This window comes from Acidipila rosea, assembly GCF_004339725.1.
Classification (GTDB): Bacteria; Acidobacteriota; Terriglobia; order Terriglobales; family Acidobacteriaceae; genus Acidipila; species Acidipila rosea.
This window is the reverse complement of sequence record NZ_SMGK01000001.1, coordinates 623,162-648,298: the sequence shown is the minus strand read 5'-3', so window position 1 is coordinate 648,298 and position 25,137 is coordinate 623,162. Positions and strand designations below refer to the sequence as shown.

Annotated in this window: 22 protein-coding genes; 9 read left to right on the top strand and 13 right to left on the bottom strand. The window is 54.0% G+C overall.

The genetic code is table 11. The features are described from left to right. Window positions 1-10 precede the first annotated feature (10 nt). From C7378_RS02710 to lnt, 4 genes are all read right to left on the bottom strand, one after another. Window positions 11-289, bottom strand: coding sequence for a hypothetical protein (locus C7378_RS02710; protein WP_131991434.1), 279 nt, complete (start codon window positions 287-289; stop codon window positions 11-13). 12 nt (window positions 290-301) lie between these two features. Next, window positions 302-715, bottom strand: coding sequence for a CoA-binding protein (locus C7378_RS02705; RefSeq protein ID WP_131991432.1), 414 nt, complete (start codon window positions 713-715; stop codon window positions 302-304). A gap of 84 nt (window positions 716-799) precedes the next feature. Then, window positions 800-1,934, bottom strand: a protein-coding gene (gene prfB, locus C7378_RS02700; RefSeq protein WP_207901308.1) for a peptide chain release factor 2 whose coding sequence is annotated in 2 segments (ribosomal slippage) — window positions 800-1,864 and window positions 1,866-1,934 — 1,134 coding nt in all. Because the reading frame shifts where the segments join, the coding sequence is not laid out codon by codon here. Beyond that, the gene (lnt, locus tag C7378_RS02695; protein ID WP_165876616.1) at window positions 1,935-3,536 is read right to left on the bottom strand and encodes an apolipoprotein N-acyltransferase; all 1,602 of its coding nucleotides are present in this window, start codon (window positions 3,534-3,536) and stop codon (window positions 1,935-1,937) included. Between the two features lie 319 nt (window positions 3,537-3,855). On the opposite strand from lnt, the gene C7378_RS02690 reads away from it, so the two are divergent. Further along, complete coding sequence (locus tag C7378_RS02690) at window positions 3,856-6,228, top strand: APC family permease (protein WP_131991426.1); 2,373 nt, start codon at window positions 3,856-3,858, stop codon at window positions 6,226-6,228. Between the two features lie 486 nt (window positions 6,229-6,714). Here C7378_RS02690 and C7378_RS02680 read toward each other — a convergent pair whose 3' ends face one another. After that, on the bottom strand, window positions 6,715-7,422 hold the full coding sequence (locus C7378_RS02680) for a metal-dependent hydrolase (RefSeq protein WP_131991422.1): 708 nt from the start codon (window positions 7,420-7,422) through the stop codon (window positions 6,715-6,717). A 109-nt stretch (window positions 7,423-7,531) separates the two neighbouring features. Here C7378_RS02680 and C7378_RS02675 point away from each other — a divergent pair, with 109 nt between their 5' ends. Together C7378_RS02675 and C7378_RS02670 are read left to right on the top strand one after the other, a co-directional pair. Next, window positions 7,532-8,911, top strand: a complete 1,380-nt coding sequence (locus C7378_RS02675) for a cytochrome P450 (protein WP_131991420.1) — start codon at window positions 7,532-7,534, stop codon at window positions 8,909-8,911. Window positions 8,912-8,942: 31 nt separating this feature from the next. Next, window positions 8,943-10,040: an SPL family radical SAM protein gene (locus C7378_RS02670; protein ID WP_131991418.1), complete on the top strand. Its 1,098-nt coding sequence runs from the start codon at window positions 8,943-8,945 to the stop codon at window positions 10,038-10,040. Here the strand turns inward: C7378_RS02670 and C7378_RS02665 are convergent. From C7378_RS02665 to moaA, 5 genes are all read right to left on the bottom strand, one after another. After that, a complete protein-coding gene (locus tag C7378_RS02665; protein WP_131991416.1) occupies window positions 10,016-10,654 on the bottom strand; it encodes a class I SAM-dependent methyltransferase in 639 nt (212 codons plus the stop codon). The genes C7378_RS02670 and C7378_RS02665 overlap by 25 nt on opposite strands. 15 nt (window positions 10,655-10,669) lie before the next feature. Beyond that, entirely contained in the window at window positions 10,670-11,035 is a 366-nt protein-coding gene (locus C7378_RS02660) for a bactofilin family protein (RefSeq protein WP_131991414.1), read from the bottom strand. A gap of 223 nt (window positions 11,036-11,258) precedes the next feature. Continuing rightward, complete coding sequence (locus tag C7378_RS02655) at window positions 11,259-12,383, bottom strand: carboxylate-amine ligase (RefSeq protein WP_131991412.1); 1,125 nt, start codon at window positions 12,381-12,383, stop codon at window positions 11,259-11,261. Between the two features lie 64 nt (window positions 12,384-12,447). After that, entirely contained in the window at window positions 12,448-13,476 is a 1,029-nt protein-coding gene (locus tag C7378_RS02650; RefSeq protein ID WP_243648012.1) for a GGDEF domain-containing protein, read from the bottom strand. Between the two features lie 107 nt (window positions 13,477-13,583). Then, window positions 13,584-14,639, bottom strand: a complete 1,056-nt coding sequence (gene moaA / locus C7378_RS02645) for a GTP 3',8-cyclase MoaA (protein ID WP_424221075.1) — start codon at window positions 14,637-14,639, stop codon at window positions 13,584-13,586. 195 nt (window positions 14,640-14,834) lie between these two features. Between moaA and C7378_RS02640 the strand changes: the two genes are divergently transcribed. Next, window positions 14,835-15,572: an SDR family NAD(P)-dependent oxidoreductase gene (locus C7378_RS02640; RefSeq protein WP_131991408.1), complete on the top strand. Its 738-nt coding sequence runs from the start codon at window positions 14,835-14,837 to the stop codon at window positions 15,570-15,572. Further along, window positions 15,569-15,943 carry a nuclear transport factor 2 family protein gene (locus tag C7378_RS02635; RefSeq protein WP_165876615.1) on the top strand — a complete coding sequence of 125 codons (375 nt, stop codon included), beginning with the start codon at window positions 15,569-15,571 and terminating at the stop codon, window positions 15,941-15,943. The genes C7378_RS02640 and C7378_RS02635 overlap by 4 nt, the downstream gene beginning before the upstream one ends. 5 nt (window positions 15,944-15,948) lie before the next feature. Here the strand turns inward: C7378_RS02635 and C7378_RS02630 are convergent, their stop codons facing one another. After that, window positions 15,949-16,884, bottom strand: a complete 936-nt coding sequence (locus C7378_RS02630; RefSeq protein ID WP_131991404.1) for a phospholipase C/P1 nuclease family protein — start codon at window positions 16,882-16,884, stop codon at window positions 15,949-15,951. A gap of 110 nt (window positions 16,885-16,994) precedes the next feature. Between C7378_RS02630 and C7378_RS02625 the strand changes: the two genes are divergently transcribed. The 4 genes from C7378_RS02625 (at window position 16,995) to C7378_RS18135 (ending at window position 22,372) form a co-directional block, all read left to right on the top strand. Beyond that, a complete protein-coding gene (locus tag C7378_RS02625; protein WP_131991402.1) occupies window positions 16,995-18,056 on the top strand; it encodes a 1,9-bis(guanidino)-5-aza-nonane synthase in 1,062 nt (353 codons plus the stop codon). 603 nt (window positions 18,057-18,659) lie between these two features. Then, window positions 18,660-21,650 (top strand): ATP-binding protein, encoded by a 2,991-nt coding sequence (locus C7378_RS02620; RefSeq protein WP_341539111.1) that lies wholly within the window; start codon window positions 18,660-18,662, stop codon window positions 21,648-21,650. A 12-nt stretch (window positions 21,651-21,662) separates the two neighbouring features. Further along, a complete protein-coding gene (locus tag C7378_RS02615; protein ID WP_131991398.1) occupies window positions 21,663-22,046 on the top strand; it encodes a response regulator in 384 nt (127 codons plus the stop codon). Beyond that, window positions 22,028-22,372 carry an Hpt domain-containing protein gene (locus tag C7378_RS18135; protein WP_131991396.1) on the top strand — a complete coding sequence of 115 codons (345 nt, stop codon included), beginning with the start codon at window positions 22,028-22,030 and terminating at the stop codon, window positions 22,370-22,372. The genes C7378_RS02615 and C7378_RS18135 overlap by 19 nt, the downstream gene beginning before the upstream one ends. On the opposite strand, the gene C7378_RS02605 is transcribed toward C7378_RS18135, so the two are convergent. Both C7378_RS02605 and C7378_RS02600 read right to left on the bottom strand, forming a co-directional pair. After that, the gene (locus C7378_RS02605) at window positions 22,358-23,254 is read right to left on the bottom strand and encodes a cupin-like domain-containing protein (protein ID WP_131991394.1); all 897 of its coding nucleotides are present in this window, start codon (window positions 23,252-23,254) and stop codon (window positions 22,358-22,360) included. The two genes, C7378_RS18135 and C7378_RS02605, sit on opposite strands and share 15 nt — an antisense overlap. A 21-nt stretch (window positions 23,255-23,275) precedes the next feature. Beyond that, complete coding sequence (locus tag C7378_RS02600; RefSeq protein ID WP_165876614.1) at window positions 23,276-25,111, bottom strand: non-ribosomal peptide synthetase; 1,836 nt, start codon at window positions 25,109-25,111, stop codon at window positions 23,276-23,278. Between the last annotated feature and the right edge of the window lie 26 nt (window positions 25,112-25,137).

The following is a 25,137-nucleotide window of genomic DNA, read 5'->3' as shown; positions in this document are numbered from 1 at the left end:
GAGGCGGCATTCAGTTCGTGTCGGTCCACCGCATGGTGGCCGAATGCGGAGTTCCATTCTGATCCGTAGCCTTTACGACGACCGTGTGATCTTCGCCCGGACTGGCGCTGCCTACATCGGAAAAGTCGCGAGTATAGGATTCCGTTCCAGGCTCACAGTCTTGACTGTCAAGCGTAGAGCCGTCCAGATCAACTTCTACGGATTGGATAGATTCGTTCGACCCGGCATTGACCTGCACACTGATATTGTTGCCGGAAAATGCACGTTGATGAGTTGCAACGAATTGCATCCGAACCTCCTTCTAGCGCGACGGGGTAGCCATCCGATCCTTGAGGATACACCTGTCCATCACAACTTTGATACCGTCCGACTCGGCCCAGCCTGCAGCCTCTTCATGGACAACCCCCTCCTGCAGCCAAAGGTAGGGAATCTTTAACCGCATGACATCTTTGACAATCTCAGGGACGAACTCGGGAGCACGAAAAACATTGACCAGGTCAATATGGTGCTCAGCAGCGGCGGCTTCAAGGCTGGCGAATGACTTTTCACCCAGAGCGCTCTCAATAGCGGGGTTAATTGGAATGATCTTATAGCCGTTCTGCTGCAAGAAGCGCGCGACGCCGTGGCTTGCTCGACCCTCCCGGTTAGAAAGACCAACAACGGCGATCGTCTTTGTTTTGTCGAGAATCTCTCGGATCACTTCAGGTTCATTCATTTCGACCCTCTTTTGGCTCCATAGTGGGCAATAAAAAATTAGATGCCGGGAACGCCTTCCGCTACCAGGAGCAGCCAGAAAATGCTATTCCAGATCGTCTCCCGTATCCGCGGCTACCGGTACGCCACCGTTACGGCGCATCCTTAGATATCCCTGGATGAACGGCGCCAGATAGCCATCGAGCACACGATCGACATCGCCTACCTCTACCTTGGTTCGATGGTCTTTAGCGATGCGGTATGGCTGCAGCACGTAAGAGCGGATCTGAGAACCGAAATTGATCTCAAGCTTGGAGTCTTCCACTTTCCTTGTCGCCTGACGCTTCTTTTCAAGTTCGTACTCATAGAGGCGCGACCGCAACATCTTCATCGCCTTTTCGCGATTCTTATGCTGGGAACGCTCGTTCTGGCAGGAGACAACAATATTTGTCGGAAGATGGGTGATGCGGACGGCGGAGTCGGTGGTGTTGACGTGCTGTCCACCCTTGCCACCTGAGCGGTAGGTATCCGTGCGAAGGTCGTCAGGCTTGATGTCAATGTGAATGGTGTCATCGATCTCAGGGGAGACGAAGACTGACGCAAACGAAGTGTGCCGACGCTTAGCCTGATCGAAGGGCGAGATGCGCACGAGGCGATGCACTCCGGTTTCCCCGGAGAGCTGGCCGAAAGCATATTCGCCAGAGATGGTGAAGGTGGCCGACTTGATTCCAGCCTCTTCGCCATCCTGATAATCGTTGATCTCAGTCTTGAAGCCCTGTTGCTCGGCCCAGCGCAAGTACATGCGCATCAGCATCTCGGCCCAATCCTGAGACTCCGTGCCACCTGCGCCGGGGTGGACGGTGACGATGGCGTTCAGACTATCTGTTTCCTCGGAGAGCATCGTGCGTTCTTCGAGCTTTGTCGCAAATTCCTCAAGAGCCTTGATCTCGCGGTCAAGTTCAGGTTCGACAGACTCGCCCTCCCGGGCCAGATCAAAGTAGGCCTGTATATCTTCACTACGGCGGGCTAACTCCGTATCATCGGCCAGCAAAGCCTCAATGCGCTTGCGGTCGCGCATCAGAGGCTGCGACTGCTCAGGATTAGCCCAGATGCCTGGATCGGAGAGGCGCTGCTCGATGGCGGCTAGCTGGCTGCGCAGGGTTGCGGGGTCAAAGATACTCCCGCAGGTCGCGAACCTTTTCGCGAATGGGAGTGTAGGCAAACTCTAAATCGTTTAACACTCAGGAGACCTGTCTTTTACGTGAGGATTGCCGCACGGCCACACGAAGTGCTCTGGCAAGAGCGGCTAAAGAAATTATCCCACACAGCATAGCAAAGAGATCGCCGTGTCGGGTATAGAAGGTAAGACCATCCATGTAGCCGTAACGCACTGCCAGAGAAGTCTGCTGATGACGAGGCGCACTCTGTTCGACGCGCCCCTGCGGATCGATAGCGGCGGTGACGCCGTCATTTCCATCGCGCAGAATCCAGCGATTATTTTCAATGGCACGCATACGAGCCATATTGAAATGCTGCCAGGGCGCACTGGTGTCGCCATACCAGCCATCGTCAGAGATATTGACTAGAACCTCAGCCCCGTTGAGAGCAAACCTGCGCACTTCGTCTGCGAAGATCGATTCGTAGCAGATGAAAATGCCGAACAGGTGCCCCTGTGACTGAAAAACCTTGCGATATTTGCCGCGGGTGAAGTCGCTGATGTTCTGCGTCAGATGGCCCGCGAAAAAAAGCACATTGCGGTATGGAACATACTCCCCGAAGGGAACCAGATGAATCTTGGCATAATGGCCTACGATGTTGCCATCGGGCGCTACAAACGTAGCTGCGTTGTACTCTCCGCTCTGATCGATGGCTATGTTGCCGGCGATGACCGGCGCACGCATGGTCCTGGCAAGGGTTGCCATGAGCGTCTGAAACCTCGGATCGGCCTCGCGAAACGGCGAGGGCGATTCCGGCCAGACAATTACATTCGCAGGAGCGGGATTGGCCGGACACTGCGGCGTGATCGTTTTTGCCCCTGTCTGGGGAATGCCGGCGATCCAGGGAGTACAGGTCCGCTCGCTCAACTCCAGGAATCGCGAGACATTTTCATCCCACTCCGGGCCAATCCAGTCATTCGACTCATCAACATCGAGGTTGCCCTGCAGCATGACGGCAGTCGACGTGGCGGGATACTTTTTCGGGGTGACGAAGGAGCCTAGCTGAAGCAGGATGGCAAGCAGAGCAGCGCCCACCCCCAGCCGAATACGAATGCCGGAACCCCGGGAAACAAGTGCTCCCGCAAGCATTGCATTCACCACAACCAGCACGAATGAAATGCCGTAGACACCCGTAAAAGGAGCGAGCCTGGTCAGCCAGAGATTATCGACCTGCGTGTAGCCAAACTGATCCCACGGCACGCTGGTCAGCCGGGATGACAAAAACTCAATTGCAACCCAGAGAAACGGCGCCAGCAGGAGAGCGGCCCATCGGCTGCCCGTGGTGCGACGAACCAAGGCGATCACCAGGCCGAAAAGGCCAAAGTAAAGACCGAGGACGAGGCTGTAAAGGATAAGAATACCGACGGCGACCGGAGCCGCGATATGCCCATAGATGTGCATCGTCGCGTAGATCCAGTAGCAGTTGAGGACATACCAGGCAACGCCGGCAAAATATGAGCCCGCTGCACTATGGAGCAGGTAGCTTTTGCCGCTTACGCACCGCTCGTCAAGAATTGCATACAGCAGCGGGACAAGCGCAATCCACGAAAAGGCGGCGCGCCAGGGCGGCAACGGGCCCGCTAAGGGGAAAGGCAGGTCGAGCAGAAGGGCAGATACGCCCCCCATCAAAAGTGTTCGCCTGAAAGAGCAACTCATCCGGCTAGAGTTTACCATTCGCGCGTTACAATCATGGCGTGGACCAATTTATACACTTCAGTACGAGTCTGCTCGTGATCCTGTTTTTCGTGGGGCTGGCAGGCTCATCAGTGGTTGTCATTATCAGCTTCATCGAAGATCTACATGAGCTGTTCGGTGAATAGATCCATGCGAACCCGCAACATATGATTGACGCTGTGACTGCGCAGACATAAACTCAGCGCTGAGCGTTACGACGAAGCCAGCCTGTCTGGAAAGGCTCGCGTACCGTCTGGAAAACCCATAATCCATGCCTGCAGGACAAACCTTTACCGCTCCCTCCAACCGAGTTCGCCTGGTCGTCGCGTCCTCAGTGATGCTCACCTTCATATCCTTCTGGCGAGCGGCAGCCGTCGTGCTCAACGACCTCGGCTCTTCAGCCTTTTACGCAGGCGGCATCGCGGAGGAGGCAGTCGGCAAAGCTGCACCCTGGTTCATCCTCGGCGTCATGCTGTTTTCCTTCGCGGTGCGTGCGGTTTACGTCGAGAGCTGCTCGATGTTTACCCGTGGCGGTGTTTACCGTGTGGTCAAAGAAGCGCTGGGCGGGACTTTCGCCAAGCTGAGCGTTTCCGCGCTCATGTTCGACTACATTCTCACGGGCCCGATCTCAGGGGTGTCAGCCGGCCAGTACATTACCGGGCTGCTCAACGAACTGATGAATGTCGGCGCCGCGCATGGCTGGTTGCCTGTGGCACTGCTGGCCACAGCGCACAGCGCCCGGCAGTTGCCGGTAGATGAAACTTCAGCTGTGTTCTGCGCGATCGTCACCATCTACTACTGGTGGCAGAACACCAAGGGTATCGAAGAGTCCACGGACAAAGCCCTTGACGTAATGAAAATTACAACCGTGATGGTTGTCCTTTTGCTCGGCTGGGGCATCTTCAGTGCTTTTCATTTAGGAGCACATCTTCCACCGCTGCCCACTCCTTCCAATCTGCACTTCTCACATGATGCGCTTGGCTTCCTGGGTGGCACCAAGCTGGCGGGAGCGCTTGGACTTTTCGGCATCATTATGGCCTTCGGCCATTCCATCCTGGCGATGAGCGGCGAGGAGACCCTGGCGCAGGTCAATCGAGAGATCGAGCACCCCAAACTAAAGAATCTGAAACGCGCAGCAATCGTAATTGCCATCTACAGCTTTATTTTCACCGGGATCGTCTCTCTGCTCGCCGTGATGATCATCCCCGATTCGGTCCGCATTCCGGTGTATAGGGATAATCTGATTGCCGGGTTGGCAATGTATATGGTCGGGCCCGCCACCCTGCGCATCATCTTCCGGGTGTTCGTTGTTATAGTCGGATTTCTGATCCTCTCCGGAGCCGTGAACACCTCGATTATCGGGTCAACAGGCGTGTTGATGAGGGTGGCGGAGGATGGCGTACTGACCGACTGGTTCCGTAAGCCACACACCAAGTTCGGAACCAGCTACCGCATCATCAATCTCGTTACAGCGTTGCAGCTGTTCACTATTATTGTGAGCCACGGTAATGTGATCGTGCTTGGCGAGGCCTATGCCTTCGGAGTTATCTGGAGCTTCACCTTCAACTCCCTCGCGATGCTTGTGCTGCGGTGGAAATATAAAGGTGAACGCGGCTGGAAAGTACCCATCAACATCCGGATCGGCAAAACGGAATTTCCGGTCGGGCTGTTCTGCGTATTTCTTGTTCTGCTGACTACTGCGATCGTAAACATCTTTACAAAGAGCGTTGCAACAGAGAGTGGCATTGCTTTCGCGGGGGCATTCTTTGCCATTTTCACGTACTCCGAGCATAGGAATAAAAGCCGGCATAAATTGTCCGAGCAGCAAATGAAGGAGCATTTCCAACTTGAACATCCTGAGAGCATTACGCGGGATGCGTTGGAGATTAATCCTGGCGCTGTACTGGTGACGATGCGGGATGCAAATAATCCTTTCGCTCTCAAGTGGGCGCTGGCGCGGACAAATACGGATGAACAGGATGTCGTCGTATTGACTGCACGCATAATGGGCGCGGGCGGCCCGGAGATACTGGACGAACAACCCTTCAGTGAGCATGAACAGATGCTCTTCACCAAAGCGGTATCCGTTGCGGAGAGCTTCGGCAAACACATCTCCCTGCTCGTGGTTCCAGCGGGAGATGTCTTCGCTGCGCTAGTACAGACTGCAAATACTCTTGAAGTCTCCGCCCTGGTCTCAGGTCTATCCACCAAGATGTCTGCACAGGAACAGGCGTACCATGTCGGCCAGGCATGGGAAAACCTTCCCGAACCTAAGCGGCAGTTAACCTTTTATGTAGTACTTCCTAATGGAGAGGCTCAGGCGTTTCATATCGGCCCGCATGCGCCCAGCCTGCAGGCGGATGACGTACAGCTTGTGCATCGGCTCTGGCTAAATTTTCGTCGTGACCCAGAGATGCAATCTCTGCACCATAGTGACATTGTGACTTATGCATTGACGCGACTTGCCACTGAGTATGCGCGGGATAAACAGGAAATACTTAAAGGACTCCGCCGCTACACCGGCGATGACAGTAAGAAGGATCTACAGCTACCTACGACAACTACTGCTCCAGGAAAACCAGACTATTCCATACGCGCTCCTAAACCTTCTGCAGATGCGGGCGAGTCGAACAATCACGAATAGTTCTACTAGCTACATCACCGTATGCCCTTTGGATAGTTACTGTTGAGTGGATAATTTTCGATCTAATTGTTTGTAAATCTGCATCTAAATGCGTATCTTCGAGAGGTAGGCAAGACAATCGGAATCCCAGTCTACTTACTCAACAAGCCAGGCTCTGCATACCGGGTCTGCCAACGGAGGAACCGTGGAAGTTAGCCGTATTATTGCGGAATTGGACAACGAGATAACACGCCTGCAGCAGGCCCGCACCTTGCTAGCCGGTGAGAATGCGCCCAAGAAGCGCGGTAGGAAAAAGTCAGTAGCCGCATCGACTGCGAAGGTACTTGCTGCTGCACCTGCGCGCCGAGGTAGCCGCAAGCTCTCCGCCGAGGGGCGGCGAAAGATTGCTGAAGCGATGAAAAAGCGTTGGGCAGAGCGCAAAGGTCAAGGCTCTACGAAGTCCTCTAAATAAGATCTGCGGGTGCCGACTTCGAGTCGGCACCTACCTTATGCATATTCCGTCCCAGCCCCTAATTCCAGCACTTCTATTCCTGATCCGTCTAAATGCTTTGCAAGTTCTGAAGGCGTTCCCGTTAACTGAGGAAAAGTTCCGAAGTGAAGTGGCAGGACGGTCCTAATTCCAAGTAGCTTTGCCGCCATCGCGGCATGTACTGGACCCATCGTGAAGTGGTCTCCAATAGGCAGCATGCCTAACTCCGGCTGATAGAGCTCTCCAAACAACTTCATATCTGAAAATAGTGCTGTGTCCCCAGCGTGGTAGAGTACCGGACCCTCAGCTACGGTAATGATGTAGCCAGCGGGTGTTCCGCCATAGATGAAACCATCTCCATCCTGGATACCAGAACTGTGCTTTGCCTCAACCATGGTTATGGTTACATCTTTATGATGAATGCTTCCTCCCAAATTCATGGGAATTACGTTTTCCACGCCTTTCGACTGCACCCAGCCGGCAAGTTCAAACATGGCAACCACATTCGCGCCCGACTTTTTCGCTACGGGAACGGCATCTGCAATGTGGTCCTGATGGCCGTGCGTAAGTAATATGAGATCGAGTTTCTCCGGCAACCGATAGGATTTTGGGTATTTGCTGTTTTGCTCAATAAAGGGATCAATGAGGATTGCAGTCTTTGGCGTCTTAATAAGTACCGTTGAATGTCCTAACCAGGTTAGGCGGGTACCTTTTAAATTAGTCATAGTTATTCGAGCCTTTCACTGAGTAATTTTCTCTTAAAAGTTAGGATGCATCTTTCCTAGTTCCATCTAATCAAAACGTCCGGCAGGCGAGGGCCCGTAAGATTAGTGCATGGCCGATACAGCCGTATTCATCCAAACCGTCGATAGTTCAGGCTTCCCTTCCGGCCCCCCTTTTTTATCCAGAGTTCTCTCCGGCAAAATTTTCCGCATGAATGCTGCCGCGTTTATGCAGGCAAACGCCCGCGAGTATGGCGATCTGGTCCACTATCGAGCGGCAGGGCGCGACGCGTTTCAATTTAACCATCCGGAGTTGATTCAGGAACTGCTTTTGCGTGATGCACCCTACCATCATCGTGGCATCGTGATGCAACGCGCCAAATTTGTGTTGGGAGAAGGACTGCTGACGAGTGAAGAGCCTCTCCACATGCGTCAAAGAAGACTCTCACAGCCTGCTTTTCATCGCGATCGTATCTCTGCTTATGGTGACGTCATTGCAAGATTCGCTACCCAAATGACCGACAAGTGGAAGAGCGGAGAAGTAGTGGATCTCCACGACGAGATGCTACTGCTTGCTCTGCGAATTGTTGGAAAATGTCTCTTCGATGCAGACGTGGAGAGCGATGTGCACAGGATCGAATCTGCGGTAGATGCCTTCATGGGTTTCCTGCCCCTGGTATTTCTACCGTTTTCCCAACTTATCGAGCGGCTGCCGATCGGTCCCATGCAGCGTATCCGTAGAGCTCGCATCGAGCTTGATCGCCTGATCTACGGAATCATTGCAGAAAGACGCAGGGAACCTGGCGATCGTGGCGATCTGCTCTCCATGCTGCTGGCGTCAGTGGACACGGAAGAAAATTCCGGACAGATGAGCGACAGACAGGTACGCGATGAATGCCTGACGGTTCTGCTGGCCGGCCATGAAACCACCGCAAATGGATTGAGCTTTGCGCTGTGGCTTCTGGCCAAGCATCCTGAGATACAGGAGCAGCTACATGCCGAGTGTGCTGCCGTAATGGGCGATCGCCCTGCCTGCGCGGCAGACTATGGACGATTACCTTTAGCACAGATGATTTTTGCTGAGACAATGCGTCTCTATCCGCCGGTCTGGGTAACGGCACGCACTGCTGCGGTGAGCTATGAGTATCGCGGATTTCGCATATCCGAAGGATCACTGCTGCTGGCTCCACAGATAGCTGTCCATCGAGATCCACGCTTTTACAAGGCTCCGGAGATTTTTGATCCTCAGCGATTCTCCGATGCCGGAAAAGCTGGCCGGCCCAGGTTCGCCTACTTTCCCTTTGGAGCGGGCAGCCGCCAGTGCATCGGCGAAGGCCTTGCCTGGATGGAGGGTGCGCTTACGCTTGCGACGATTGTGCGGCAGTGGCGGCTGACCCTACCCAAAGACTCAGCCAGCGACCTGGCGGTATCCCCGATGATTACGTTGCGACCCAAGCACGGGCTTCCCCTTCTGATCGAGAAACGTACTTGACACGAAGTATGGCCGGGCATACTCTTTCGCCATGAGCGAACAAAAAGCGAATATTGCACTGTGGCCTGAAGACGCAAGCACCGAAAACCGACTCACCGGAATTGGTCGCCTGGCTGACTCTGCTGGTAACGCCGGCGCAGGTCACCTGGTCGAGTTCCGCTCCTTTGAGGTGAAGTCTATCCTGAATCGGAGCGTTTCCAAGCGGAGACTCTCCTTCGGGTGGAGCATCAATCCTTATCGTGGATGTGAGTTTGCCTGCCGCTATTGCTACGCTCGCTATACCCACGAATTTATGGAATTGCGTGACCCAAGGATGTTCGAGCGGCGCATTTTTATCAAGCAGAACGCCGCATGGCTGCTCCAACAGGAGCTGAGGCAGGTGAGGGAGGGGGATGAAATTGCGCTGGGCACGGCTACCGACCCCTACCAGCCCGTGGAGCGTACGGCGAAGGTGACTCGGAGCATTCTTGAGGTATTTGCTCGGCAGCGAGGGCTGCGCCTTGGCATTGTGACCAAGTCGGCGCTCATCCTTCGCGACATCGATCTGCTGACCGAAATTGCAGAGCACAATCAACTTGTGCTGCACCTGACGATTACCACTCCCGACACGAGCCTCGCCCGCACGCTAGAGCCCAGAGCGCCACGGCCGGATCTTCGCTTCCGCGCTGTCCGAGAGCTTCGCCGCGCAGGATTGCAGGCGGGAATCCTGTGTTCTCCGCTCTTGCCGGGCATTACAGACACATTAGCTGCGCTCGACGAGATGGCGATGCTTGCGAAGCGGGCTGACGCGAGCTTCTTCTGCGCGCAGCCGCTCTTTCTGAAGGCCTGCTCACGCGAGACCTTTCTCGCATTTATCCGCCAATACTTCCCTGCCTTGGAGGCCAGCTATCAAGCCCGCTATGCGGATGATGCCTTCGTCTCAGCCACGTACCAGGAGCGTATGAATCAGCTGGTGCGCTCGGTGACGAAGAAGCACGGGCTACGCGAGCGTTCCGGCGATGCCCTGTTGACTCGAAGGCCACTTCCAGCTACCCCGGTGCAGCGAGCCCAGCAACTGCTCTGGCCTGAACCCGCCAAGCGGCCAGCCAGGAGCGTTAGCTCATTTCAGCGCGTGATGATGACTTCGTAGACGTTATCCTTCGCCAGGAAAAAGCGGTAATTGCTGTACGCGGCGAAGAGTTTTTCGATGTTTCGATTGGTGTAAACCCGCCGAATGGGATAAGTGCCGCTTTCCTGAGCCTCAATAGCGTCGGTCGGCGTCAGATGGTAGCGGCAGAACGCCGTATCCGGCCCGACAGACTTGCTGTGAAACAGAGCGAGTACCTTGCCCCCCGGTTTGAGACTCTTGTGCAGCCGGTCGATCAGCGGCGCGGTCAAAGCATCTGGAATGTAGTCGAGGGTGGTCCATAGCATTACTACATCGAACTCGCGACCGCTGAAATTCAGATTCTGCTCAAAGAACGTGTCCGTATTGAAGCCTGGCTGGCCGCCCTCCTCTACAGGAGGAAGCTCCCATTCCTTGCGGCTTGACTCATCTACAACGTCTGCCATCCAGACGCCGTGACCCATGCCGGTAAGGAAGTTAATGTTGGTTGAAGATGTAGGTCCGATGTCGAGCACCTTCAAAGCTGACTCGGTCTTCAGATGTTTAAGCAGGGTGGACCATCCACTCGAGTGCCGCGGTACCCGCGGACCTGAGTGACGGCCCTCCCCTTGTCCCTTTTGGAAAAAACTGCGCAACACGTTTCTGGACTTTCCTTAACGCTTGGCCGCCGCGGCCTGCGCCGTTGCTGACTGGATGAGATCAACTTTGCCAGAAAATCCGGCATTCTCTTCGATTGAGAGCCTCGAGGCACGGATGTCGCCTGTGAGCTGAGCGCCCGAACGCAGTTCAACGCGACCGGTCGCATCCACATTACCCTGCAGGTGGCCGAGGATAATAACGTCCCGGGCCGAAACATTTGCCTGCACCTTGGCAGTTGCACCAACGGTCAATCTGCTCTCTGTGAGTGTGATTGTGCCTTCGACCAAACCGTCAATCAAAAGGTCTTCGCTACCCTTCACTTCACCGCGTATCTGTACTGATTTTCCGATGCTTGCTGTCGTACCTTCTCCTGCCGCCATCTACCTCTCCTGTTGGGGAACTTGCCCCGAATATACGCAACTGAGAGCATGGCCGCAACCGTCGCTGAAATGACTACAGTTGCGACCTCCCGAATCGGGCACTGTTAACGACTTATTCATCCCGTAATAGAACTACCGGCTCGGCCTATATCGTTCGTTGGGCAGGCACTTCGGCGGAGACGAGACCGACCGTCGCCACCACAATACCGATCAGCTCCAGTGGTCAGAGGCTTGACGGCTGGAAGAGACCTATTTGGGTCTCCTCGGCCATGTAGTCAACGACTGCGCGGAGGTCGCCTGTTTCTTCAAACTTGCGGAGCTGCCGGTCTGCGCCGGTGCCCATTTCCAGGATGGTGCGGATGTAATTGATTTCGTCCCGGCAGTCGAGTTCGTCGACCACCTCCTCCACAAGTTCCAGATATTCGAGGATGAGCTCCCGCTCATCGACCTCGGTCTCTTTGCCAAAGTCGATCAGCTTGCCGTCGAGGCCATATCGGACGGCGCGCCACTTGTTTTCCATGATGAGGGCCCGGGAGTACTGACGGAAGTCCTGGTTGCGCTCATGAAGACGAAAGAGCTTGGCCGCCGTGGCCTGAATGAGGGCGGCGATGGCCAGCGTCTCCTCTGCGCGCATGGGCAGATCGCAGATGCGAACCTCGACCGTATTAAAGAAGGGGTGCGGCCGGATATCCCACCAGATGCGCTTGCCGTTGTCGAGGCACTTCGTCTTGATGAGGAGATTCACAAACCCTTCGAATTCGGCATAGCTTGAAAAGCTGTCTGGAATGTTGGTACGGGGAAACTTGTCGAAGACCTTCGCGCGATAACTCTTGAGACCGGTTTTCATACCGCGCCAGAAGGGCGAGTTGGTTGAAAGAGCGAGAATATGCGGCAAAAAGTAGCGCATGGAGTTCATGAGCCGGATAGCGGTCTCGCGATCTTCAACCCCGACATGGACGTGCAGGCCAAAGATAAGATTGGCCCGGGCTACCAGCTGGAGGTCTTCCACCACCTGCGCATAACGCGGATCGGGGTGGATCTCCTGGGTACGCCAGTCGGCAAAAGGGTGGGTGGCGCCGGCCACCAGCAGCAAGTTGTGTTCTCGGGCAAGGTAGATCATCTGCCGCCGCAGATCGAAGAGATCCAGGCGAGCCTCCTTGACCGTCCTGCAGATACGAGTGCCGACCTCGACGACGGACTGGTGCATCTCCGCCTTGACCCGTTCCTCAAGGCGAAGCTTGCCCTGGGCGAGCATTTCAGTGGCAATGTGAGAGCGGAGATCACGGGTAACCGGATCGACGGTCTGATATTCCTCTTCGATACCGATGGTGAAGGAAGGCTGCTTCATCGCAGATCACCTCTGAACTGAGTACCGTTGTATTCCGAATGAGTTGACGAAGCAAGCTCGGGTGTTAACGCACGAGGAAGGACGGGGAAGCATGAGTAATGCCCTCGCCAGCGACAGCGACTCCATCCCGCGACGTCTCCTTAACCATATAAAGCATGGAGTCGGCGGTACGGATCAGCTCGTGAATGAATGCCCCGTCTTCAGGGAAGGTTGCCACGCCGTAGCTGGACTTGATCTTTACCGTGGAGCCGACTCCTATGTCGAAGGACTTATCGCGCATTTCGGAGTAAAGCCGGATAGCGGCCTCGCGTGCCTCTTCTTTCGTTGTTTCGGGGAGAAGAACCATGAACTCATCCCCGCCATAGCGAAACACAATGTCTACTCTCCTGACAGTGAGTTTCAGAGCCTGTGCAAACTCCGCCAGGAGGCGGCTGCCGGCGAGATGACCATATTCGTCGTTGATGAGCTTGAAATGATCGAGGTCGATGAAGATAAGGCTAAAAGGAACATTAAAACGGCGGGAGCGAGCTAATTCTGCCTCCAGCTGACTGTAAAGATGCCTGACGTTGTAGATGCCGGTGCAGTCATCGGTAATGGTTAGTTCCTGAATGCGTTGTACTGACTTTGCGTTCTCGATTGCAATGGCCGCGAAGTCGCAGAGGACATGCAGGAACGAGACGGTATAGGGAGTAAGAGTCTCAAAACGGCAGTTGAAAAGCTGCAGCACTCCTATGGTGCGCATTCTCGATCGAATGGGGAGGCAGAGGGCGGAGCGGACCTGAAAGGAGATACGGTTTTCCGGGAGCGAGGTGGCGCGTGGATCGAGGCTGGCCTCAGGCACGATCAGGGTTTCGCCGGTATCGGCCACCCATCCTGCAAAGCCCTCGCTCATGGGTATGCGCATGTCGCGCAGTTCGGACTCCGCGTGTCCGACCGCCACGGCATAAAACAGATCATTGCGAGCCTCATCGACGATGAGCAGCGACCAGGTCTCGGGCTGGAAGAAGAGCTCCATCTGCTGCATGATGGAGCGGAGAATGGTGTCCAGATCAAGCGAAGACGTAAGAGCACGCGCAACATCATGAAAGACCATGAGGTCTTTCAAATTTTGATCGACTTGGTTCAAGCTTGCAGCCATAGCATTAATTAGCTGTTTAGTTTGACATATTTATCAAGAGTCGGCGCAGCATTTATTTGGAGCTAACCGCCAATATGAACCATGCTGCGGGAGGGTTTCAGGAAGCCTTCTTCTCCAATATGATGGCGGGCCTCTTTCTGGGCGACAGTTGCGTGAATAAAAGCAGCCATTTCCTGGTCGCTCCCGCCTCTATGCATCAGGCCATAAAGATCATGTTCGGACTGGGAAAAGAGACATGTACGCAATTTGCCATCGGAGGTAAGCCGGATGCGGCTGCAATGTCCGCAGAAGGCCTGGGACACCGGAGCAATAATGCCGATTTCTCCAATACCATCGTCGAAAGTGTAGCGGCGGGCGGTTTCGCTTAGCGTGTTCGCGCTGAGAGATACGACTGGGCGAAACTCGCCAAGACGCTCCACCACCTCGCGCAGCGGGACAACAGAGGCCGGGGTCCAGGAGCGATCTTCCTCAAGCGGCATAAATTCAATGAAGCGAACGATGACGCCTTCGTCGCGGGAGAAACGGGCGAAGCTGACAATCTGGTCTTCGTTAAAGCCGCGGAGCAAGACACAGTTGACCTTCACCGGCCCCAAACCTGCACGCTGTGCAGCGCGGATGCCAGCTAAAACGTGATGAAAACTGCCGGGGACGCGAGTGATCCGCTCAATTATGTCGGGATCAACAGCGTCCATGCTGACGGTGATGCGATCCAAGCCTGCGTCCTTGAGCGGCTGAGCCAAGGATTCAAGCAGATGGCCATTCGTAGTCAGAGCAAGGTCGAGGGGGACATCGGGCCGGCGCAGTTTCGCTATTTCGCTAACCAGGTCAAGCAGGCCGCGGCGCAACAATGGCTCGCCGCCTGTGAGGCGGATTTTTTCAATTCCTAAAGCCAGGAAGACTTTCACGATACGGAGATAGTCGGCGATGGGCAGCTCTGAATACTGGGCGCCGTCATTGCCTGTACGGCAGTAAACACACTTATAGTTGCAACGGTCTGTGATCGAGACGCGCAGGTCCGTAATGGCGCGGCCATGCTTGTCAATCAGCCGGGACGGAAGGTGTGCGGGTGCGGTCTGGAAAGCAGCGCCCGAGTCGGCAATGGATGCAGGAACCATCATTCAGGTCTATTTCAACTGTATTGGATGCCGAAGATGAAAGGAAGCTCCAAACCGCCCCCGACCGGGGGCAGCAGGCACAGTCAAAGAATGGTGTCCCCTTTCTCTTCAGTGGGTTGCGCGAGCATTTGATGGAGCGAAAGTGCGAGGGATATGAACTTCCGCTCGAAGGTAGAGTAGAGCAATTGAGGTAAATAGATGGCAGAGAACTATGTGATTCTAGGAGCTTATGGCGGAATCGGCAGCGAGTTGGCGCGTCAACTTGCCGCCAGGGGAAGCCGTCTGATGCTGGTGGGGCGGGATAGCGAGCGGCTCGGCGCCCTGGCGAAAGAGCTGGGCGCTGCGTCAACCCTTGCGGATGCAACCCTCAGCAACCAGGTCGAGGCAGCCATCGCGTTAGGCGCGGAGAAGCTGGGCACGCTGCACGGCATTGCGAACTGCTTCGGGTCCCTGCTGCTGAAGCCGGCGCATCTGACGACTGACGATGAACTGGAATCGACGCTGGCGATCAACCTAAAGAGTGCCTTTGCAACCGTCCGAGGGGCAGCGCGGTCGATCAAGCGGGATGCCAGCATTGTGCTTGTTTCAAGCGCGGCGGCACGGCTCGGAATGGCGAGCCACGAAGCGATTGCAGCCGCCAAAGCTGGAATTCAAGGGCTCGCGATAGCCGCTGCAGCCAGCTATGCCAATCGCAACCTTCGATTCAACTGTGTTGCGCCCGGGCTGATAAAGACTCCGCTGACGGAGAAGATCACGGGCAATGAAACGGTGGCCAAGGGTTCACTAAGCATGCATGCCCTGGGACGGTTTGGAGAGCCGGCAGATGTGGCGTCGGCCATTGCATGGCTGCTCGACCCGCGGCAGGGGTGGATGACAGGGCAGGTGATCGGGGTGGACGGTGGCCTGTCAACGGTAAGGTCCAGGAGTGCGGGATGAACACTCATGCTGACGAAGAACTGGTCCGGATGGAAAGGGTACTTTTGCGGCCGGAGATACGGCACGATGAAAGGAGAATGCGGGAACTCCTTGCCGACGAGTTCGTCGAATTCGGATCATCAGGACGGGTATTCAACAAAGCCCAAATTCTCGCAGACCTGGGAGCGGAAGCGGCGGCCGAAGTTATGGCCGACAAATTCCAGGTGCAATGGCTCGCCGAGAGTGCAGCGCTTCTCACCTACCATTCCAGCCGCCGGGAGGAGCCGTCCGGCAAAGTAGATGTTGCTCTTCGGTGCTCGATATGGGTATTGCGGGATACGAGGTGGCAAATCGTCTTCCATCAGGGAACGCGGGCTGCGATTCAGGAGTGAAGCGTTCATCCATGCCAGTCGGGGACGGGCTGTGCACTTTGCTCCCAGGCGGCGTCGATCATATCGCGCAGCATGCTGGCACCCGCAGCAAGCCGCTCTTGAGTAAACTGCCTGGCCTCGGGCGTGCCGGCGCCGTCAAATCCGTGCGCCTTATCCAACTGGTAGACCCGCTCGACAAGCGTTGCCGAGTGGCGCAGATAAGCCAAGTAGTCCGTCCACTCATCGGAAACAGCGTGCTCAGTGGTTAGCAGCGGTTTGACCTGGTTGGGCTTGATATTTGCGCCAACATAGACGCTTTCAAACTGGGAGTGGATTTTATGATCCGTGGTATAGCCGTTCGGGTTTTCCTTTTCCGCCCAGCCGTTGTAATTAACAGTAACGTGCAGGGGCTGCGCTCCGTCCGCCACATAATGGCCTAACCATCCTGAATAGAAAAGGATAGCGGCCTCGACAGGCCTGGTGTCGGCATGCTTTGCGCTGAGTTCGCGATAGTCGCGCATCGCTGATTTGAGACGCTCCCAGACTTCGCTGACGATATAGGGCTGAAAGCCGACCCGTTCCGGGCGAAGCTGGTCAGCCAGATGCGGGTGGGTCAAGCTGGCGGCATAAATCTCCGCAATATAGTCGTAGCGGCGCCGAGGGAGGGGCCCGATGAGGTCTGCCAGTTCAAGATCGATGAAGTGATCCGGAGCCTGTTCGGCGTTCAATTCAGGCTCGGCAGGCGAACGCCAGCGATCTGGCTCAGGCCCGAGATATTCAATCTCATCAATCGCAGCAGGGGTGTGCATAAACGCCGGCAGCGTTGATGCCAGAGATTCAGCAGCCAGCCGGTTGATCATGAGGTGGCCTTCCCTGCCCCAGCCAAAAGACGGTGGAGGAGCGAAGAGCGACAGCATTGCAAGCGCAGCAATCGTACGGCGGGCGGCGGAAAGGTGTCTCATCCCCGCGAGTATACCCGGAAGAGGCATCCAGATTAGTTAAAGATCGGTTATTGAAATTCACATAGATGGCACGGGGAGGCGCCAGTAAGCTTTGATATTCTGTGATAGTTATGCCTACGAAACAGGAACTTCTCAAGCAGCCCATTCAACACATCGACATCAAGCAGCATAACGTCACGGCGCTCGTCGATGCTATGCAGCATATGGCTTACAGCTCGCGGGATCTGGCGCGAGCCGCCTCTATCTATGAGCGAATGCTTCGCGACCAGGAATGCGGAGTTATTCTGTGTCTGGCCGGATCGTTGATCAGCGCTGGACTCAAGCAGGTTTTTATTGATCTGCTCCGTAACAACATGGTCGATGCCGTGGTTTCGACTGGCGCAAACATCGTGGATCAGGATTTCTTTGAAGCACTCGGGTTCAAACACTGGATCGCCGACGAGCTCTACAAGCAGGGCACCGAAGACGCGACCCTTCGCGAACTGATGATCGATCGCATCTACGACACGCTGATCGATGAAGAAGAGCTCCGCATCTGTGATGAAACGACTGAAAAGATAGCCAACGCTCTGGAACCCAGACCCTATAGCTCGCGTGAGTTCATTCGGGCAATGGGCGGCTATCTCGAACAGGAAGGCAAGACCCCGGCAAGGGGCGGGGCCGATTCGATTGTGCTCGCCGCTTATGAGAAGGACATCCCAATCTTCTGTCCTGCATTTAGCGACTGCTCAGCCGGTTTCGGGCTCGTAGCCCATCAGCATGCGCGTCAAGGCAAGCCGAAAGTTTCCATCGACTCAGCAAAAGACTTTTACGAGCTGACCCAGCTCAAGATCGCTAACCCTACTACAGGGTTGCTGATGATCGGCGGCGGTGTACCGAAGAACTTTGCGCAGGATATCGTCGTCGCTGCTGACATCCTGGGCACGGAAGCACCCATGCACAAGTACGCAATCCAGGTAACGGTGGCAGATGTGCGAGACGGAGCTCTTTCTTCAAGCACGTTGAAAGAGGCGAGTTCATGGGGTAAAGTTGACACCACATTTGAACAAATGGTGTACAGCGAAGCCACAATCGCTGTACCGCTGATTGCCGGATATGCCTGGCATAAAGGGGCTTACGCGGACCGCCGGGAGCGGCGGTGGTCACGCCTGCTGGAGCCGGTGACCGCTTGATCCCATCAAACGGCGCTGGGGCTGCCACACAGCCCCAGCCCGGGCGACAGAAGTAGAAACGCGAATTATCCTCTGCAATCAAAAATTCTGCTGGTCAGTGATCCCGGAGCAGGCGTACTATTCGATTTGCAATCTGTAAAAACTGGTTGACTCCCCCCAGCCCCGGAGAGCTGCTGTGGTCTTTTTTGTAGAAATTATCGGCCTCTTTTATCTCGGCGTATTTATATGGTTCTGGTTTGCCTACCGGTCTACACTACGGCGTAGCTCCACAGCTGCCAAACGTTCAGACATCAACTCAAACCTGATCCCTTTTGAACGCGGGGTCGCGATTCGGGTTCGCAATACGCAGCGCGCCGGCTGAGCCCATCCTCAGGAAGTTTCTTCTGCAACTGCATACGAAATCCTGACTCCGCATATCGATCGGGCATGAATCTGGCTAGCGTCTTCAACCGTACTGAAATAAAGCGGTACTAGAAGAAAGAGCTAGATAGCCAGCATCTATGTATCTATACTACCGGTAGCGGTAAGACACTAAAACTATACGCAAGCTTCGTTCTTATTTTTCTCCAGTCGTCAGCGTTGTCAGCTCTTTGGCGACGGAACGTGAACTGGCTACGACACAGGTTGGCTTCTGCAATTATCGCTGCTCTCGCGTTCGGGGGCGGCGTCTCGATTATAGTGTTGCGCCTGTTCCATGCGGGGGTACGAGCATGGCAGCTGGACGCTTTGTTGATAACTGCCGGGGCTTTGATCGCCACCGTTGTTACAGCGCGCTATGAATCCGCAGGCAGTAACATCACCCCCCAGCCAAGCGATCTTGTTCCGGTTGCACCCCAGCCTGAGGGTCATGATGACCCTACACTCAACTATCTCCCCGAGAGCCTCGATAATTCTGCAGAACTAATGGCCATCCTCAGCTTGCGCGGTAAGTATATCCGTGTCAGCTCAACATGGCAGGAGCAGTTTGGGCGAGATGTCCACTCCTTCGAAGAGCTAATCAGTTTCGAATCCGCCTTTCCTCCCGAAGCGCAGGCCGAGGCAGCAGCACTCTTCAGACGGGCAAAAAATAGCCTTGGGGTGGAATGCGGCAGCCTGCAGATGCGGAATAAAGACGGCGAGCTAACTGAATTCGAAGCGAGCCTGAGCTGCATCCGGGGCGCAGGCAACGCTAGCTTCATTCGTTGCACATTCCGCGATGTTACGACTCAGAATCGACGTGCGCGGATGCTCGCATTGCAACTGAAGGCAAGCCAGTTAGTGGTTGAATCTACAGAGGCAACTGAGGCGCTGCTTGCAGTGGCGGAGGCCATGAGCGATGGGCTGGGATGGGACTTCGCTTCGATCTGGACACTGGATGAAGCGGAAGAGACTCTAGGCTTCAGGGGCGCGTGGGTATCTCCGGATTGGCCATGTGAAGAATTTCTCAGAGAAACTGCCAATAGTTCGTTCCGCCGCGGAGACGGATTACCAGGTAAAACCTGGTCTCAAGGCAGCCCAATTTGGACAGGACCAGAAGCCGAGGAGCTTAGCCTGCAAAGGCGCCAAGCAGCCATTGCAAACAGCCTTATGAGCGGATGGGCAATCCCTATCCGGGCCGGCAATAAAGTCATAGCTGTTATGGAGTTCTTCTCGCACCGCAGGATTACCGAGAATCCCGAGATGGTCGCGACAGTAGAGACTATATGTGCATCGCTCGGACAATTTATTGCACGATCCATGCAAGAGTCACGGATTCACGAGTTATACCGTCAGCGCGAAGTGATTCTTAATTCTGTGGCGGATGGAATTCTCTGCGTGGATGGACTAGGCCGGATAGACTTTGCTAACCCAGCAGCCACGCGCATGCTGGGGACAGCAGCGTCCAGGCTGATAGGCCTCCATTTTCATTCATTAATCCACGCTCCTCTAAGCGCAAGCTGCACACGGGAAACCTGCAGCATATTCGATGTTTTAAAACCTCGAAATTCCGCGACGACGAAAGAGACTTTCTATCGGCAGGACGATACATCTTTCACCGTAGAATTCTCTCTTACTCCCCTTATGGAGCATGGCGTAATCACAGGAAGCGTTATCAGTTTTCACGATATCAGTGAGCGGACGGCTCTTGACCAGATGAAGGATGAGTTCGTAGCTACCGTCAGTCACGAGCTTCGGACGCCATTAACTTCGATTCGTGGAGCACTCGGCCTGCTCTCTGCCGGGCTGATAGGCAACGTCAACGAAAAGGCCGCGAATCTATTGCGCATCGCTGTTTTTAACTCTGACCGCCTGGTGCGACTTATCAACGATATTCTTGATCTTGAGAGATTGGAATCAGGCCGTGCTCCCCTTATTCTCCGTGCTGTCTCCTTGAAAGAACTAGTCCAGCAGGCTATCGATGCCCTCACGCCAATGGGCGAGGCGTCACGCATTTCACTTGAAGCACACGCAGCAGCGCTGGAGATCGAAGCCGACCCAGATCGCATCCTCCAAGTAATTACTAACCTAATCAGCAATGCAATTAAGTTTTCCCCTCCAGATTCCATGGTCAAGATCATTGTTGATGCTGTCGCTGGTGGCATCAGATTACGAGTGATTGACTCTGGCCGCGGAATTCCTCCCGATAAACTCGAGACCATCTTTGACAGATTTCAACAGGTAGATGCTTCAGATTCCCGCCAGAAGGGTGGCACAGGGCTCGGGTTGGCAATTAGCCGCGCGCTTATCCACCAACACCACGGACGTATATGGGCAGAATGCAACGCTGAAAAAGGCGCCACATTCACTTTCTTCCTACCTTCCAACGAGACGCATCGGCAATTGAAAGGGGAGGACACGAGGAAAGATAGTGTCCTCATCTGCTCGGCGTCAGCGTCAACAAGAAGAGCTATTGTTGCGGGACTTGAGAATAAGGGACACCAGGCCCTGGAGGCCAGAGATGAACAGCAAGCCATGGCTTTGGCTAACACGGCTAAATTAGGAGCTATCTTCCTTGATCTATCACTTCCGGGACTAAATGGCTGGCAGACCATCCATACATTGAGAAGTGAAGGTGCAACCCATACTGTCCCAATCATCATGGGAAGTCTGCTGCACTCAGTAAAACAACATCACATGGATGATCAGTGGGCGCTAGCACCAATTAATGACCTGTGGAGAACAGAAACCCTGGTACGCGCTCTCAGCAATGATAAGAAAATGGCGAACATCCTCATCGTTGAGGACGACCCAGAAATAAGCAAGATAATTGCCTCTGCACTGAACGGCAGGAATATTCAGGCTACGCTAGTTAAGACCTACCAGGAAGCGGTCAAACTCTGCAGCACTTGGCAGCCAGATCTAACCTTGATCAATATAGCGATGAGAGATGACAAGCTGACTATCTTTCGCTCTTTACCAAGGAAATGCCAATATAGACAGCCGGTTCTTCTCTATTCAACCGCTGATATTTCCGGCCCGGAGCGGGCGCAACTACATCTTCACCCTAGCGACTTTTTCGCAAAGGCCACGCTTCATCCACAGCAAGTAATCTTGTTTGCGTCTTCGCTGCTGCGACTTCAACAGGAGTCGATGCATTTATCTGAGTATCAGGAAGCAACTTCCGCAATTTTATAAGTGTGGAGATGTATGCAAAAGCACATCCTAATCATCGACGACGAAGACGATATACGTGAAGTTGCTGCACTCAGTCTAGAGATGGTGGCAGGGTGGACTGTTAGCAAAGCTAACTCCGGGCCGAGTGGGATTCTTCAGGCACAAGAGGCTCAACCAGACGCAATTTTATTGGATGTAATGATGCCCGGGATGGATGGGCCCTCTACATTTCAAGAATTAAAGAACAATCCAGCTACAGTAGGTATTCCAGTGATCTTGCTGACTGCTAAAGTTCAAGGGCATGAGCAGCGTAGATTTGCCGGGCTGGGATTTAACTCAATCTTACTGAAACCATTTGACCCTCTTAAGCTGTCGCAACAGATTATCGAAGCCCTTGGATGGCAGGATTCAGCATGAGTCACATGCAGCCAAATTTAGAATCACTCCTCGAACAGCTCTGGGCAAAACATCTGGCCAGCATCACAGGAAGGATATCTCTACTGCGACAGAGCCAGGAACAACTAAGTGACTGTCACTCCAACCCCGCGCTAAGAAATGAAGCTGCGGCAACAGCCCATAAGCTAGCTGGGGTGCTCGGGACTTTCGGACTGGAGGAGGGCACGCAGCTCGCACTCTTCATCGAACAGCAGATGGAATCTAATGAAGCACCAGATCCACTAGAGCTTAAACATGCAATCGAAGCTCTCTCACAGATGGTCGAGACTAGATCACTTAGCCATTGACGACATGGCTGCCTTAATTTTGACCAGCGGGTCCATCACCATACACTTGACCTTATCCTTCGCCGGAGATAGTCCGGGAGGGGTTGGTTTCAAACCCATCTTGCGCAAGTAATGGTTGGATTGATATATGTATTTTCTCCGCGTATCTTTGAATTGATAGCTCACGCTGAAGGAAATAGAAATATTATTTCCATTGCGTAGCCAATGTGGACAATTGACAGGGATATGGATGCCCTTTCCAGGGCTTAAGTCATAGACAGAAGCTCGGTTCTGATACTCTGGCCTATAGCGGGCGGCATTGTTATCAACAGACCAGAATGTTTCAATTTCCTCCTCTGGCAGCACTTCCCTGTCTTCTCGATCAAAGACACTTATCTGCTTATCTCCGGATACCTGCAAGAGAAAGTTACACTCCCGATCGATATGGTATGAGGTAACACGGTTAGGAGAGGTGATGAAGAGAATAGCATCCATCTGCTTCTGCTCTTTCATGATATCCCGACCAGTTTTTTCACTCACTTCATGCATAAACGCTTCCAGAAGCGCCCCGTACTCCGGGGCACGTTCGACTTGTTTGAGTACAATCCATGCACCAACCTGGTCTATCCGGTCCAAGGCATCGTCCACGGTAAGATTCTTGCGTGGCACTTCATTCCATCGCTGACCTATACCTACCTCGCCTGCATCCCAGACAATGTCGCAGTGATGATCTCGCAGATACCTTGCCAACTCACGTAACCTTGAAAGTGTGAATAATGGATGATCTGCGAGCAGAGTGTGCGAGACGAGAAAGGGTTTCCGATCGAACTTCTCCCGGAATTCACTGTTCGGAGCCATTATTGATGTTCCAGCTGAACTAGTTTGCTTCGCAATTGTTTCCATAATATGCCTCCTGACTGCCGCTTATACAGCGATATTGCCTTGGCTCAAAAACGACTGTTTGCTATCAATAAGCTCACTGATTTTAGACGGAGTAGTTGCGGTGAATAAGTCCATCATGTCCACCAGTTGTGGATATTTCTTATTAAGCGCCGCATGCATCTCGATCAACAAGAGAGAGTTCCCTCCCAAATCAAAGAAGTTAGCATCTTCATCAAGCGCATCCTGGTTCAAGAGCTTTCTCCAGAGCAGTAATACCGTCTCCAGAGTGCTAGCGGATGCAATAGATGCATCCGGCTCGATCTTAGCCGGTGCTAATCGATCTACGATAAGTTGTCGTATTTGTGTTCTGTCCAGCTTCCCGTTTGAATTCAGTGGAAGCTGGGGAAGGACAATTATCTGGAGTGGCAGGCACGATTTAGGAAGACGGGAGGCTAAATAGTCGCGGACAGCAGCGCCATCGTAGATATCAGCGTTAACAGCAACAGCTGCATAGAGTTGTTTCTCCTCATCTTCACCTGCCAATGTTAAAGTTGCCGCCTGCCGGATGGAATGGTGCTCTGCCAGCAGCGCCTCTACTTCATCCAAATCAACACGCCTACCTGCGATTTTCTGTTCACGATCAAACCGTCCCAGGAAGTGGTAAATTCCATAGAGATCTCGCCTCACGCGATCACCTGTGAGATAGAGTCGATCGTGTTTTGCACCGAAAGGGCTTGGCAGGAAGCGCTTCTCAGTCAACTCGGGCTGTGAAATATATCCGAGGGCTACTCCTTCGCCGCCAATGGCTAATTCCCCAGCCTCTCCTGCTTCTACTAATCTGTGCTGCTCATCGAGAATGTAGACGTTCGTGTGCGCAATCGGTACGCCTATTGGAAGCGGCGCAGTTGACTCGAAATGCTTCGGCACCTGATACGTTAATGCAAATGTAGTGCTTTCTGTCGGGCCGTAGCCATTCACAATCTGCAGCTGGGGGCAGGAACGCTGTACCTCCACAACACAGTCAGTTCTCACAACGTCGCCACCTACAAGTAACTGCCTGAGGGGCATAAACATGGATGGCGAGTGTTGTACGGCAAGATGAAACATAGCCGCAGTCATCCAGAGCGTTGTCACATGATATCTCTTAACCAAGTGAGCATAGTCCTCGAGACTTAGGACACGATCCGGAGCGATGACCAAGGTTGCGCCATGAAGAAGAGCGCCCCATACTTCAAGCGTGGAAGCATCAAAGCTCAATGGCGAGTGAAGTAAAAATCGCTGTTCCGAATCGAACTGAATATACTCTTGAGCAGACACTAGCCGTGTCACTGCCCGATGTGGAACGACAACTCCCTTCGGAGTTCCAGTAGAGCCAGAGGTGAACATGACATACGCCGGATCTTGTGGACCGCCATAAAAGACTGAGTTTACTTCCCCAAGTGGCTGCAGCTTTTCAAAGGACTCCGGCATTGGTAGGGTTCGCACCCCCTCCCACCATCTGGAACAGCTCTGCGTTGAGCTTTTGCTGTCCACAACTACAAGGCTGATACCACTGTCCTTTATCTGGCGTGCCAACAATAATGGCGGCGAACCTGCCACATCGAATGGAACATATGCAGCGCCACACATCAATATTCCGAGAATGGCTCCAATGGTAGTTAATGACCTCCCCGCAGCTAGGCCTACCATATCCCCAGAAACAACTGCATATTCTTTCCTAAGGAGGATAGAGAAATTCTGAGCGAAGTTGAAGAGATCTGCATAGCTAATGCAGCCCTCCTCAGCCACCAAGGCAATCTTATCCGAATGAGTTACAGCAGCTTCAACGAATAACTGATGGACCGTTGCGTTAGGTTGATAATGATGTCTTATGTCCATATGACTCCAGCTGTGCATACCATCCA

Bases quoted from the DNA above. Each gene is read 5' to 3' on its own strand.
- lnt (WP_165876616.1), bottom strand. From the start codon at position 3,536: ATGGGGGGCGTATCTGCCCTTCTGCTCGACCTGCCTTTCCCCTTAGCG.
- C7378_RS02690 (WP_131991426.1), top strand. From the start codon at position 3,856: ATGCCTGCAGGACAAACCTTTACCGCTCCCTCCAACCGAGTTCGCCTG.
- C7378_RS02630 (WP_131991404.1), bottom strand. From the start codon at position 16,884: ATGAGACACCTTTCCGCCGCCCGCCGTACGATTGCTGCGCTTGCAATG.
- C7378_RS02670 (WP_131991418.1), top strand. From the start codon at position 8,943: ATGAGCGAACAAAAAGCGAATATTGCACTGTGGCCTGAAGACGCAAGC.
- C7378_RS02650 (WP_243648012.1), bottom strand. From the start codon at position 13,476: ATGGTCTTTCATGATGTTGCGCGTGCTCTTACGTCTTCGCTTGATCTG.
- moaA (WP_424221075.1), bottom strand. From the start codon at position 14,639: ATGATGGTTCCTGCATCCATTGCCGACTCGGGCGCTGCTTTCCAGACC.
- C7378_RS18135 (WP_131991396.1), top strand. From the start codon at position 22,028: ATGGCAGGATTCAGCATGAGTCACATGCAGCCAAATTTAGAATCACTC.
- C7378_RS02710 (WP_131991434.1), bottom strand. From the start codon at position 289: ATGCAATTCGTTGCAACTCATCAACGTGCATTTTCCGGCAACAATATC.
- C7378_RS02635 (WP_165876615.1), top strand. From the start codon at position 15,569: ATGAACACTCATGCTGACGAAGAACTGGTCCGGATGGAAAGGGTACTT.
- C7378_RS02660 (WP_131991414.1), bottom strand. From the start codon at position 11,035: ATGGCGGCAGGAGAAGGTACGACAGCAAGCATCGGAAAATCAGTACAG.
- C7378_RS02625 (WP_131991402.1), top strand. From the start codon at position 16,995: ATGCCTACGAAACAGGAACTTCTCAAGCAGCCCATTCAACACATCGAC.
- C7378_RS02705 (WP_131991432.1), bottom strand. From the start codon at position 715: ATGAATGAACCTGAAGTGATCCGAGAGATTCTCGACAAAACAAAGACG.
- C7378_RS02605 (WP_131991394.1), bottom strand. From the start codon at position 23,254: ATGGAAACAATTGCGAAGCAAACTAGTTCAGCTGGAACATCAATAATG.
- C7378_RS02615 (WP_131991398.1), top strand. From the start codon at position 21,663: ATGCAAAAGCACATCCTAATCATCGACGACGAAGACGATATACGTGAA.
- C7378_RS02655 (WP_131991412.1), bottom strand. From the start codon at position 12,383: ATGAAGCAGCCTTCCTTCACCATCGGTATCGAAGAGGAATATCAGACC.
- C7378_RS02640 (WP_131991408.1), top strand. From the start codon at position 14,835: ATGGCAGAGAACTATGTGATTCTAGGAGCTTATGGCGGAATCGGCAGC.
- C7378_RS02675 (WP_131991420.1), top strand. From the start codon at position 7,532: ATGGCCGATACAGCCGTATTCATCCAAACCGTCGATAGTTCAGGCTTC.
- C7378_RS02680 (WP_131991422.1), bottom strand. From the start codon at position 7,422: ATGACTAATTTAAAAGGTACCCGCCTAACCTGGTTAGGACATTCAACG.
- C7378_RS02600 (WP_165876614.1), bottom strand. From the start codon at position 25,111: ATGGACATAAGACATCATTATCAACCTAACGCAACGGTCCATCAGTTA.